5 protein-coding genes and 1 pseudogene are annotated in these 12,492 nt (G+C 72.5%); 3 read left to right on the forward strand and 3 right to left on the reverse strand.

Translation table 11 applies throughout. From position 1 onward, the window contains the following. The first annotated feature begins 206 nt into the window (after positions 1 to 206). Positions 207 to 770 carry a hypothetical protein gene (locus tag ACWDRR_RS40275; protein WP_449777270.1) on the forward strand — a complete coding sequence of 188 codons (564 nt, stop codon included), beginning with the start codon at positions 207 to 209 and terminating at the stop codon, positions 768 to 770. 57 nt (positions 771 to 827) lie between these two features. Further along, entirely contained in the window at positions 828 to 1,052 is a 225-nt protein-coding gene (locus ACWDRR_RS40280) for a transposase (RefSeq protein ID WP_449777271.1), read from the forward strand. A 438-nt stretch (positions 1,053 to 1,490) separates the two neighbouring features. Here ACWDRR_RS40280 and ACWDRR_RS40285 read toward each other — a convergent pair whose 3' ends face one another. The 3 genes from ACWDRR_RS40285 to ACWDRR_RS40295 all read right to left on the reverse strand — a co-directional run bounded on the left by ACWDRR_RS40285 (position 1,491) and on the right by ACWDRR_RS40295 (position 11,132). After that, the gene (locus ACWDRR_RS40285; RefSeq protein WP_449777272.1) at positions 1,491 to 2,699 is read right to left on the reverse strand and encodes a hypothetical protein; all 1,209 of its coding nucleotides are present in this window, start codon (positions 2,697 to 2,699) and stop codon (positions 1,491 to 1,493) included. A 555-nt stretch (positions 2,700 to 3,254) separates the two neighbouring features. After that, the gene (locus ACWDRR_RS40290; RefSeq protein WP_449777273.1) at positions 3,255 to 5,342 is read right to left on the reverse strand and encodes a hypothetical protein; all 2,088 of its coding nucleotides are present in this window, start codon (positions 5,340 to 5,342) and stop codon (positions 3,255 to 3,257) included. A 309-nt stretch (positions 5,343 to 5,651) separates the two neighbouring features. Continuing rightward, positions 5,652 to 11,132, reverse strand: a complete 5,481-nt coding sequence (locus ACWDRR_RS40295; protein WP_449777274.1) for an RICIN domain-containing protein — start codon at positions 11,130 to 11,132, stop codon at positions 5,652 to 5,654. Positions 11,133 to 11,757: 625 nt separating this feature from the next. Between ACWDRR_RS40295 and ACWDRR_RS40300 the strand changes: the two are divergent. Then, positions 11,758 to 12,255, forward strand: a pseudogene (locus tag ACWDRR_RS40300) (amidase family protein); the annotation flags it as partial. Positions 12,256 to 12,492: the final 237 nt, after the last annotated feature.

Raw genomic sequence — 12,492 nt, forward strand, 5'->3', positions numbered from 1 at the left:
GAGGCTCAGCCGGGGGGCTCGGCATCGGAAGTGACCGAAGCGACCGAAGCGACCGAAGCGACTCAAGCGACCGAAGCGACCGAAGCGACCGAAGCCGGGGGTGGCGCGCGAGACTGTCGGGTCGGCGAGCGGCTTCAGCAGCAGGGACTCGCCCCCGCATGAAAAGGACTACGCCACTACGCCGGGACTAGGCGATCATGGTGGCCATGACGGATGCAACCGGACCGGAGCCGCTGGGCATATGCCTCGTGGCCAATGTCGCTCAGGAGACCAGCCACGGCGAGGGCGGTCTGGAGATTCATAAGGGGCTACGGCACTTCGCGCCGGGGGCGAAGGTGTGGATCGCACCGCCGGCCTGGGGCGACGGCGGCGAAAGCGTCATTGTGGCCGGACGTCATCGGGGTCACCGCCGTCGTTACACGCGGATCGTGATCAAGAGCCGATTCCTGGTGAACTTCCGGGTTCGTGCCATCTACAGCCCAGCGCTGGTACGTGCGTTGACAGAGGCGGAGCCTGGTGCGGAGAAGGAGTTCGGCGCCCACTTCCTGTGGCCTCTGGAACAGGCGGAGAACTGGGCTCGGTCCTGGAACACCCCGAAGATGGAGGCCCGGGTGGACGGCCACCGCAGTCGGGCCCGCCTGGTTACCGACCCTCCGCCCATGGAGCTGCAGCTCGACGGCGTCACCTACTACCTGGCCCATTTCAACGCCCGTGGGGCACGCTACTCGCCCGACCCGCCACCGGTGGAACCATCGCCGGCGATCGGCTGAAGGAAGGGGCCCGGCCCATTTCAGTGGTGGATCAAGGTCGTGCGATGGTCACGCTCCATGTCGCGGGAAGATATGACGGACGCCCAGTGGGCTGTGCTGGAACCGCTGCTGTCGCGGGGAACCAAGCCCGGCCGGCCACCGGTACACACCGAGCGGCAGCTGATCAACGGCATACGGTTCCGGACCCGCACTGGCATCCCGTGGTGGGATCCGCCCGAGCGGTACGGACCGTGGGAGACGGTGTACGGGCTGTTCCGCCGCTGGCAGCGCGACGGCACGTGACACCGGCTCCTCGAGCGGCTCCAGGCCCGGGCCGAGGCGAAGGACGTGATCGCTTGGGACCTCTCCGTCGACTCCACGATCGCTCACGCGCACCGGCACGCGGCCGGTGCCGTAAACGGGGGGACCTGCAGGTCGAACCGCCCGGCGGCGGCGGGCCGGGTTCAGGCTCAGGTTCGGCTCGTCAAGGTCCGGCTCTTCTCCGAGCCGTTCGACGAGGAGCCGGAGCCGGATCGTGACCTTCTCCCGCTGCCGGTCGACGACGTGGACGCGGCCGTCCTCGCGCAGGTACCTGGCACGCCACAGGGCGGCGGCACCGGCCGGGCCGGTGCTGCCGCCCTGTTCCGACCGGAGACCCGTTCGGGCCGCAGGGATCTCGAAGAGAATTTGCCCCCTGGCCGGGGGGTGCAACGATCCCCGGAGTTCAGGAACCCGCGCGGGCTACATGGTCCAGCGGATGGTCAACGGCTTGCCGTAGCCCGCGAGGCCGCGAAGGAGGAGCTCGCCCAGGACGACTCCGCTGTCGGTGATGAACAACGGCATGGCGTACGGGAAGTACTCCGACCACTCGGGAAGCGCGCTGACGGACCCGTCGGGGTTCCAGCGCTGCGCGTGGAGCTGGGCGCGGGCCGGCCACGGGTCGCTGGTGTACCCGACGATGACGCCCTGGTCGTTGATACCGGTGGCGACGCTGGTGAGCGTGGTCGGGGCGAGGGGCACGGGCGTGCCGTCGACGGCCCAGCGCGCGGCCTGGCCTTCCAGGCGGCCCACCACCGTGCCCGCGCTGTTGACGGCGTTCGCCTCGCTGCCCGCGCCCAGGTCGGCAACGGCGCCGGCGGCGTTCCAGACGAGGGCGTGGCCCGCGCCCGGACCACCCGGCCCGCCGGTCCCGATCACCACGCCGGAGTCGGTGATGCGGGTCGCGCTGCTGCTCGTGTAGCCCGCCGGCACGTCGAACGCGGTGACGGTCCCGTCGGGGCTCCAGGCCACGGCCCGCCGGGAGGCGGTGCCGTCGGCCGGGTACGAGTAGCCGACCGCCGTACCCGAGCTGTTGACGGCGACGGCCTCGCTCCCGGCGTCGCCCGGCAGCGGCGGCAGGACGACGGGTGCTCCGCCCGGCGGCCACGCCACAGCGTGCTTCGTGGCCGGCGGGCCCCAGGAGGAGCCCACCGCGGTGCCGTTGTCGCCGATCGCGGCGGGGGACGCCACCGTGTCGCCGGGCAGCGGAGGCAGTTCGGTCGGTGTGGATGGGGAGGTCCATCGCACCGCGTGCTGCTGGCCCCCCACCCGCGCGGTGGAAGTCCCCACCACGGTACGGGCGTTGTTGATCCCGGTCGCGCTGCCGCCGACGTCACCCGGCAGCAGCGCGAGCCCCTCGGTCGACCAGTCCGCCTTCCAGAGCTGAAGGTGCGTCCTGATGGTCCCGTTACCGGTGGGGTCCCCCACGATGACGAAGGAGACACTGTCACCGTTGCCGTTGGCGGCCTCGAGGTCGACGGAGTAGGTGCCGGGCTCGACGGGCGCCGACCCGACCGAGATACCCCCCGGGTCGGAATCGGCGGCCGCCGTCGACGCCGAACCCACGATCAGGGCCGCGGCCGTGGCCGCCGCAACGGCCGCGGCTACGGTGCGAGAGGTGCGCTTGCTCATGGGATGTGCAGCTCCTGTCTCCTGTTGACGTCATGAAGGCACCACCGAGCCGACTGCACGCCCCCGCGCGCCACTCAGCAGCCCCACCGGGGCACGGTCCGATCGGTGACTCGCCCACGTCCGGTTCGCTGCCGGATCAATGTCAAGGCGACGACGGCGACGTCCAGGGCGTGCTCGGAGTGCGTGGTCGACGGGGCTTCCCGTGTCTGGCGCAGCTGCACGTCGGTCAACCCGTTGCCCCGGATCACACGGTTCCGGACGCCGCGTTTGCCGCAGGGCCCGCAGGGCCCGCAGGGACAGGGGCCGTCCTCCGGTTGAAGGTCGTGCTGGGCCTCGTCGAGACCCGGTGGAGACTCCACAGTGCGAGCTGGCCTGATTGTCCGTCAACGACGGAACACCAATCCCCAGGTAAGCGGCGGACAATCCGGATTGGCCGCAGACAGGACAGGAGCATGGAGTCGGTAGCGCTGGACGCCAGTAGGCCGGCCCGAGCAAGTGGCGCTCCGGAACTCAGCCGCTCCGGGGCTCACCAAGCCGGGTGGCGCTGCGCCTCGTTCAGGTCCCGCAGGCTCGATGCGACGGCGAGGGTGGTGCGGTGCTCTCCCCTCCGGTGTCGGTCCAGGCCTCGGGGTCTGCGGCGAGGGGGGCGGCCAGGGCCTGATCGACCAGTGCGCGCAGCTCCTTGTCCCGGACGATCATCGGGTACCCGGCGTCCGCGCAGAGCCGGCGGTCCGACTGCCGGACCGTCAGCAGCGCGGCCCGGATCGCGGGGCTGGTCTCGCCCATGCGGATCAGTGCCCGCAGCGCTTCCCGGAAGAAGCGGAAGCCGTCGCCGCCGTCGGCGATCGGCAGGACGAACTCTTCGAGGACCCGCAGGCTCGGTTCGGCCCGGCCCGTGATCGACCAGAGCGTGGCCGCGGCGGTGAGGCGTGTCCAGTGCGTGCTGTTCTCCATGGCGAACCGGACCCGGGCCGCGTAGGGCGCCGCGTCGGCGCCGAACTCGCCCAGGGCCTCGATCGGCCCGTACCAGGGTTCCGACGCCGCCAGGACGGCGTCGCCGACGCGCCGCAACCGCGCCGCCCGGTCACGGACGAGGTACTCGGCGGTGTCGGCCACCAGCGCGTGGTTGCCCGGGAAGTCCAGCACTTCGCAGGTGGTCAGGGCCGGTGCGGCCGAGGCGGCGGCCGTCCCCAGGCCCCGCAGGATGCGGAGCACGTAGACGGAGGTCCAGGTGTCGGCGAGCAGTGGCAGGAGATCGGGCAGGGCCGGCAGCGCGTCCTCACCCCAGGCCTCCAGCACGTCGAGGAACCCGCGGGTCGCACCGCCGCGGGCCCCGGCCTCCCGGATCGCCTCCCGCATCGCGGGCAGCAGGACGTCCGCGTGGGCCCGGAGCGGAACCAGCACGTCCGTGACCTCCGGCCGCCGCGGATCGGCTGTGCAGTAGCCGCGGCCCTGCTCCTCCTCCTGTGCGCGGAGCTGCTCGACCAGGCCGGGCAGGGCGCGCGGGTCACCGATCCGGGCCAGCGCCCAACGGGCGATCTCCCCGACCGTTCCGTCGAGGTACTCGTCGGCCGCGTCGTCGTCGAGCAGTGCGGCGAGGCGATCGGCGTAGCGGGCCGCCGCCGGGCCCAGCACCGCGAGGATGTTCGCGGCCCGCAGCCGCACGGCTCCGTCCGGACTGGTCAGCCGCCCGCCCGCCAGCGGCAGCAGGGCCGCCTCCACGGAACGCCGCTCGGTCAGGAGCCGCCACGCCACGTCCAGCGCCTCCCGGCACAGCGCGGCGTCCCCGGTGCGGTCCGCCGTCTCGACCAGCCGCACGGCGAAGCGGAGTTCGGCGTCGGGATCGTGCGCGAGCTTCCACGCCGTCGCCCGGACCAGGTCCTCGCGGGTCCAGAAGCCCTCGACACCCGGGGTGTACCAGACCGCTTCGAACCGCGGCCGCAACGCGGCTTCGGAGTACACCTCGATCAGCCGGTCCAACTGCCGGACCAGGACGTCCCGGTCGAACTCCGCCCAGGCGTGCACGGCCGCGACCCGGAACACCGGGTCGTCCCCGTCCACCAGCCCCGCCAGCACCGCCCGCGCCTCGTCGACCGCATCGCCGCGCCCGGCCTCGCCGGACGCCGCGGCCACCGCCTCGCCGAGGGCGAGCACCAGCGGGACGCGGACCGTCGGGTCCGTCTCCGCCCGCCACCTCTCCATCAGGGGTGCGATCCCCCCTGCCAGGGGCAGGGCCTCCCGCCGCACCGCCGGCTCCGGATCGGCGAGCAGCGCACGCGCTCCCGTCCGGTCGGAGCCCACCGACGCCGGTGTCTGAAGGGCCACCAGCAGCTCGACGAGCTCCACCCGGACGCCCGTGGACATGGCCGGGTCGGCGGCCAGCGCGACGACGAACGGCAGGGCTACCGCCGTCGCGGACGGCGTCTCGCACCCCTCCCCCGTGACGAGGGAGTACAGCGGGTAGCAGTCCTCGACCGTCGCCTCCGCACCCGCGACGGCGAGCCGGCGGAGCGCCCGCGACACATCGTCGACCGAGTCGGCCGGGTTCCCCGTCGCGAGCCCCTCCCACACCACCGCGTCCAGCGCTTCCAGCGACATCCCCGTCATCGTCATCCCGTCCACCAGCACACCCGTCCTGCGCATCAGCAGCCGTCATCGTCCAGGAAACCCGCCGCCCTGTCGCCCGAAATTCCCCCCCGCCTCGTACCCCGGGCGGGCTCGGGCCGCGCGGGACCGCCCGCAACGGGCGCCCCGTCGCGGGCGGGTGGACACCACCGGGCGCGACGGTGGCCGGGCGATCGGCCGTACCCGGGCCGGTCCGGACGTCGCCAGCCGGTCGGGACGGCCGGCCGGTCGGGTACCGCAGCCGGGAGGCCGCCATCCCCGGTGCGGGACGGCGGCCTCCGGTGCTTCACGACCACGGCTGACGCCACCGGATCGCGAGCGGGCCTGTCAGGTGCAGGGGATGACCCGGCCTCCCGACACGACGCACTTGGGCGGGAGGAGGCGTTGGTGCCCCGTGTGCGTCTCCCACTGGACCTTCGGGACGGCCTTGATGATGGCCTGCAGCGCGTAGATGAAGGCGTCCAGGAAGTCCCCCTTCCCCGCGGCGGCCACCGCGCGGGCTCCGTCGATGGCGGCGCCGGTCGCGTCGCCGGCCTGCAGGATCTGGATGTTGCCGAGGGGGCTGACCATCAACCAGGAGCCGTCGCGGCCATTGGTTCCCGACGACCAGCAGGAATGGTCCTCCGCGTCGTAGACGACGAGGTTCCCGTCGTCCTGCATGACGGCCCGGAAGCCGCAGCCCTTGGTCTTCGACTCCCACACGGGCCAGGTGTGGTCACCGAGGGCGTCGCCCTCCGTGTAGTAGGCGACGAGGTTGCCGTCCTGCTGCATGACCAGGCGGGTGGACTGCTCCGCTGCCGAGGATCCCAGGCTCTGGCCCGCGCACAGGGTGTCCCCGTGCCACATCCACGAACCGGAGGACTGCCTGCCGTTGCAGACCGGGGGGAGCTGGATGCCGGGCGGGAAACGCGGGCCTGTGCCGCCGGCGTTCCCGCCGCCCCCGGTGTTTCCACCGCCGCCGCCGGTGCCACCACCGCCGGTGCCACCACCGACGGTGCCACCACCGCCTCCGGTGTTCCCGCCGTTGCCCCAGGTGGCGGGATCGTCGAGCCTCCACCACTGGGCACTGGAGGAGGTGCAGGCCCAGACGGCCAGGTCCTCGCCGTTGTTGACGGCGGTGAGGCAGCCGTTGTCGGCCGCGGAGACGATCCGGTACCAGCCGGGCGCGCTCTGACTCAACTGGAAGAGCCAGAGCTGGTTGGCGTTGCCCTCCTGGGCGCTGGTGAGGTGGGTGCGGTGGGTGCTGGGGTTGTGGTCCATCACCATCGCCCCGGCGTACTTCGTCTCGATCTGCCACCGGTTGTCGGGCTTCTGCCACAGCATCCACTGCTGTGCCGTGCTGCCGTTCGCGCCGAGGGCCTTGATCCGGGTGCCGGCGGCGGTGCCGCCGCCGTCGAGGTCCGCGACGAGGCCGTTGTTGCCGGAGTCCAGGACGGCGGTGGCGCCGTGGCGGAGACCGTTGCCGCCGGGCGCCTGCGGGGTGCCCCCGCTCCCGGCGTTCGGCCCACCGGTTGAGCCGCCGCCCGTCGAGCCTCCGGTGCTCCCGCCACCGGTGTTGCCGGCGCCGGAGCCGCCGCCCTGGGTGGGTCCGTGCTGGATGTTGTCGAGGCGCCAGCGCTGGCGGTCCGAGCCGTCACAGGCCCGGATGCCCAGTTGTTCACCGGGGTTCTCGGCGGTCAGGCAGCCGTTGTCGGTGTCGCTGGTGATCCAGAACCAGCCGCCTCCGGCGTCGTGGAACGCCCAGTGCTGGTTGGCGTTGCCGTCCGTGGTCCGGATCAGGTGGGCCCGGTGGCTGCCCGGGTCGTGGTCCATGACCATGCCCTGGCCGGCGGCGGTCCTGCCGTCGGTCAGCAGCGTCTCGATGATCCAGCGCCCGTTCGCCGTGGGCCAGAACGCCCAGCGCTGCGCGTCGTTGCCGTTCCCGGCGAGCGCCTTGATCGACGTGCCCGAGGCGGTGTTCGCGCCGTCGAGGTCCGCGACCAGTGCGCCGTTCGCCGAGCGCAGGGTGGCAACCTGCGAGGACGCGACGCCGGGACTCACCACCGGCGTGGTACCGGGCTGCTGCGCGGGCCGCTGCGGGGCGCGCGGCGGAACGCTGTTCAGCCCCCAGCGCTGCCCGTCACCGGCGTTGCAGTCCCAGATCTGCAGCGCCGTGCCGTTCACGGGGTTGCCGGCCGGGACGTCCAGGCACTTGCCCGACCTCGGATTGACCAGGGAGCGGTCCTGACCCTCGCGCCAGTCCTGCGCCGCGGTGCCGTTGCAGTCGTACAGGTCCACCCGGGTGCCGTTGACGGAGTTGCCGCCCGTGACGTCCAGGCACTTGCCGAACGCCTTCAGGGCGAACCCGCCGCCCGTCGCGACCGGGGTCCACTGCTGGGAGGCGGTGTTGTTGCAGTCGTAGACGCCGACCGGGGTGTTGTTGGCGGTGCTGCCACCCGTGACGTCCAGGCACTTGGACGGGAACGCCGAGTACACCGGTACCGCGGCCGCTCCGCCGGCGCTCCCGTTCCCGCCACCGTTGTTGTCGTTGTTGCCACCGCCGTTGCCGTTGCCGCCGCCGTTGCCGTTGTTGTCGGTCGGTGGATTGTCGACGGCCTCGGTCAGGCGCCACTTCTGGGCGTTGGTGTCGTCACAGCTTCGGATCGAGAGGTCCTCGCCGTCGGCCGCCGCCGTGAGGCAACCCCGGTCGGAGGCGCTGACCATCGTGAACCAGCCGCCCCCGGCATCGGCGAACCGCCACAGCTGATTGGCGTTGCCGTCCTGCGCGCCCGTGAGGTGGGTGCGGTGGGTGGTGGGGTTGTGGTCCATCACCATGCCGCCGCCGAGCTTCGTCTCGATCAGCCACTGACTGTCCGGCTTCTGCCACAGCGTCCACTTCTGCGCGTCGTTGCCGTTGCGGCCCTGCGCCTTGATGCGGGTCCCGGCGGCGGTGCCGGCGCCGTCGAGGTCCGCGACCGTGCCGCTGGTGCCCGACTGCAGCACCACCGTCCGGTTGTGCGCGGGCTGGGTACCGCCGGCGCCCAGCGGCGGCCGGCCACCCGTGCTGCCACCGCCCGTGCTGCCGCCGCCCGTGTTGCCGCCGCCCGGGCCGCCGCCGTTGTCGCTGCCGCTCGGACCGGTCAGCCGGAACTTCTGGCGGTCGGAACCGTTGCAGGCGCTCACCGTCAGCGGCTGACCGGCGGCGGACAGGGTCAGGCAACCACCGCCGTCACCGTTCACGACCGTCGCCGAGCCGTTCCCGGCGTCGGTGAACGTCCAGAGCTGGCCCGGGCGGTCCGCCGTCACGGCCTGGAGCGCCGTCCGGTGCGAGCCGGTGTCGTGCCCCAGCACCATTCGGCCCTCCGGGCGACCGCCGCCGTAGGTGAGCCGGGTCTCGATCAGCCAGTTGCCGTTGCCGCGGTCCCAGAACGCCCAGCGCTGGGCGTCGGTCCCGTTGCTCTGCCACGCCTGCACGGGGGTACCTGCGGCAGCCACGGAGCCGCGGACGTCCGGCACCAGCTGGGCGTCGGCCACCGACGTGATGCCGACACCCTGTGCCGGATCCGGCCGCTGCCCGCCGCCGGGCCCGGTGGTCGGACCGCCAGGACCGGGGCCACCCCAGGAGGGCAGGCTGGGCAGCGAGGGGAAGCCGGGCAGGAGGATCGCGGGAAGCGGGGGGATCACGCCGGGGGTACCTGTGGTGGGGCCACCGGGCTTGGTACCCGGGTCGGGCGTACCGGTACCCGGGTCGACGGGCTTGGTACCCGGGTCGGGCGTGCCGGTACCCGGGTCGGGCGCCCGGCAACTTCCCGGATCGCCGGGCTTCCCCGGCTGCAGGGGCCCGATCGGCGGCGGCGTGCTGGTCGGCGCGTTCGGGAATCCTGCGGTGGACGGCCACGGGACGTTCGGAAGACCGGGGAGCGAGGGCCACGGAATGCCGGGGAAGCCGGGAATCGAGGGCCAGGTCCAGGACGGGAAGCCCCGGAGGTCCGGCCGGTCGGCCGTGGGCGGCTGCGGGGCACCCGGCCAGGGGATGACGGGCATGTCCGGGTGACCGGGCCACGGAATGTCCGGGTGGCCCGGCACCGCGGGCCACCTCACGTCCGGGAAGCCCGGTACGGAAGGCCACGTCAGCTCGGGGTGGCCGGCGACGCCGGGCGCGGCCGCCTTGGGCAGGCCCGGGATCGACACGTCACTTCCCGGGTCGGCGCCCGGGGTCGACGCAGCCGGCAGGACCGGCCAGGGCACGTCGTCGGTGCCCGGCATGAGGGGCCACGGGATGTCCGGGAACCCCGGGACCGAGGGCCAGAGGCCGCTGCCACTGGGGACGGGCATCTGGGGCCGGACGATCACGGGCAGGTGCGGGGAGCCCGGCCAGTCGACCGCCGGAAGTGCCGGGTTGCCGGGCATCGGCACGTCCGGATAGCCGGGAACCGACGGCCACGGAATGCCCGGGGCACCGGGTATCGCAGGCCACACGGCGTCCGGATGCCCCTTGACGGCCGGCCAGCGCAGACTCGGGAATCCGGGAACCGTTCGATCGCCGCCCGGGGTGGCCGGGGCAGTCGGATCGACGGGCGTGCACGGCGCGGACAGCGTCCACCTCTGGGCGACGCCGCCGTCACAGGCCTTGACGGCCAGGCCGGTGGACTCCTGCCCGGCCATGGTCAGGCACTGCCGGTCGGCCGCGCTGACCACGCTGAAGCTGCCGTCACCCTCGTCCTTGAAGGTCCACTGCTGGTTGGTGGTGCCGTTCGGCTTGCCGGAGTCGTCGTTCTGCACCGGCCACAGGACCGTGTTGTGCGTGTAGAGGTCCTGCTGAAGGACGGTGCCCTGCGCCAGCGAGGTCTCCATCACGTACCGGCCGTCGCCCACCGCGCGCATCCGCCAGTTCTGCGACGCCGTGCAGTTGCGCGGGTACGCCTGCACGACCGTGCCGTTCGAGGCGGCCCCGGCGCGCACGTCCAGGGTGTAGGTCGGACCGGCGGTGGATGCGGCGGCCGTCAGCTGGAAGGTCCCGCCGTCGGAGGGCTGTCGGCCGCCGACGGCCGCCGCGGCGGCGGATCCGGACGCGGCGGGGGCGCTGGCTACGGGAGCCGGACCGGTCGAGGTGACAGCCGCACTCCGGGCCCCGCCTGTGGAGCCGCCCGGCGTCGTCGAGCGCAACGCCGCCGACGTCAGCGCCGACGGGGTGGCGCCCTGGTTCGGGCACTGGCCCGGGCGTTCCGGCTCGGCGCAGCCGCCGGGGTCGGCCGGATCGGGTGCCCGGACGCCGATCCTCACGTCCGGCGACCAGCCGCGGGGGTGCACCTGTTCGGGCCGCATCACCGTGTGGACCACACGCGGGTTCTCGGCCCGGGGAGCGCGATTCAGATCGACGCTCTTGTCCTCGCTCTTCTGCAGGCCCGATTTGTTGGTGATCACGCTCCGGGTGACCACGATCGCGCGCAGGACGTCGCCCGACGGGATGGAGCCGACCGCGGCCCACTCCAGTTCCCCTACGGATGTGAACGGAATGGGGTTCAGGCCGCCGAACTGGTCGGGAACGTAGAAGAAGTTGCCGTTCGGCCTGATCTCGTAGACCACGCCGACGAACGTCTCGGTCCTGTCGCCGGTACGCGGGTCGGTCGTGACCGTCGCCGGTTTCGGGCCCTTTGTGGCGAACCTGGTGGCCACCGTGAACGCGCTCGACGTGCTGACGTACCCGCTGGCCGCGGTACCGTGCCCGCTCTGGGCGCCGAGGAGGTGCCGGTTCAGGTCGTATTCCGCGCCGCGCGGCGTGAACCCTTCGGCGAACACGGTGCCCGAGTCCGCGAGTGCGTCGGCCACGCTGGTCGCTGTGGACGGGACACCGCGAAAGACGGTCTCCGGCGCTCCTCTGGTGGTGTTGAGACATTGATGCAGGTACGGCCAGGTCTGGGCCGCCCGCGCGGCCGGTGCGACGGCGCCCAGCAGAGGGAGCGCCATCACCCCCGCGACCGTCGCGGCCACGAGGGACCGGAGTCTGGTACCGAAGAAATCCCGGCGCATGAGCGTCGGAAACCTCACCTTCGTTCGAACATGCTGATCAGCCCGGACCGAGCGGCCCACAGGCACGCACGAACGTAGGCCGCAGTGATCAACAACGCGTAGACGCCCTGTCGACGGTCCGTCCGCCGGGTCCTGGAACAGGTCACCCACACGGCTGTTGCGCGATCCGGGCAGGCGACCACCTCGGGGTCGGGAGGGTCGGGTTCACATGCCGGGGCGCGGCGGTCTGCGCGTGGACGTCCCGGAACCCCCGTCCGACACCGGCCGGCGAAGAAGCCGTTGCCCTCCTCATCCGACCGGTGAGTCTCTGCGAGTCAGCCGTGACTACCTGTGGCGGACAGGAACTTGACGAGAATTGAGACATCCGTTCCTTGTACGAAGCGGCATTTCGTGGCCTGTCCCCGAGGTCGGTACGGTCGGATTCATGACGTGGAACCTTCGGACGGCCGAAGAACTCGCGGCCGCCCTGCGGGCCGGCGACGTGACCTCGGCGGAACTGACCGACGAGGCGATCGCCCGCATCGAGCGGGACGACGAGGCGATCAACGCGATCTGTGTGCCGGACTACGACCGTGCACGGGCCGCCGCTCGCGTTGCCGACCAGGCGCGTGCCCGCGGTGAGGACCGGCCGCTCCTCGGCATTCCGGTGACGGTCAAGGAGTCCTACGATGTCGCCGGGCTGCCCACGACCTGGGGCATGCCGCTGCACCGGAACCACCTGCCGGTCGAGGACGCGGTACAGGTGTCGCGGCTCAGGGCCGCGGGCGCGGTGGTGCTCGGCAAGGCCAACGTGCCCTTGGGGCTGCAGGATGTGCAGAGCTTCAACGAGATCTACGGCACCACCAACAACCCGTGGGACCACGGTCACACGCCGGGCGGGTCCTCCGGCGGATCGGCGGCGGCCCTGGCGTCCGGATTCGGCAGGGTACAGGCACGGCGCCTCCATGGAGATCAGGACCGGACAGTCGGTCAAATCCGAACCTGGCGCGAATAGGGCGGCAGCGGGGTTCGGCGGTGAATGAACATGCGTCGGAACGTGAACACTCGGCACAGATTTCCAGCGGGGCCTCCATCTCCGACCCCCCGTCGCCGGGGCTCAACGGCAGAGGGACCACCGAGTGGCACACGTCTCGTATCGGGCATAGCGTGGAAAAGGTCG

The organism is Kitasatospora sp. NPDC003701 (genome assembly GCF_053587085.1).

What these genes read in the sequence shown, in the direction of transcription:
- ACWDRR_RS40275 (WP_449777270.1), top strand. Translation starts at nt 207, where the DNA reads ATGACGGATGCAACCGGACCGGAGCCGCTGGGCATATGCCTCGTGGCC.
- ACWDRR_RS40280 (WP_449777271.1), top strand. Translation starts at nt 828, where the DNA reads ATGTCGCGGGAAGATATGACGGACGCCCAGTGGGCTGTGCTGGAACCG.
- ACWDRR_RS40285 (WP_449777272.1), bottom strand. Translation starts at nt 2,699, where the DNA reads ATGAGCAAGCGCACCTCTCGCACCGTAGCCGCGGCCGTTGCGGCGGCC.
- ACWDRR_RS40290 (WP_449777273.1), bottom strand. Translation starts at nt 5,342, where the DNA reads ATGCGCAGGACGGGTGTGCTGGTGGACGGGATGACGATGACGGGGATG.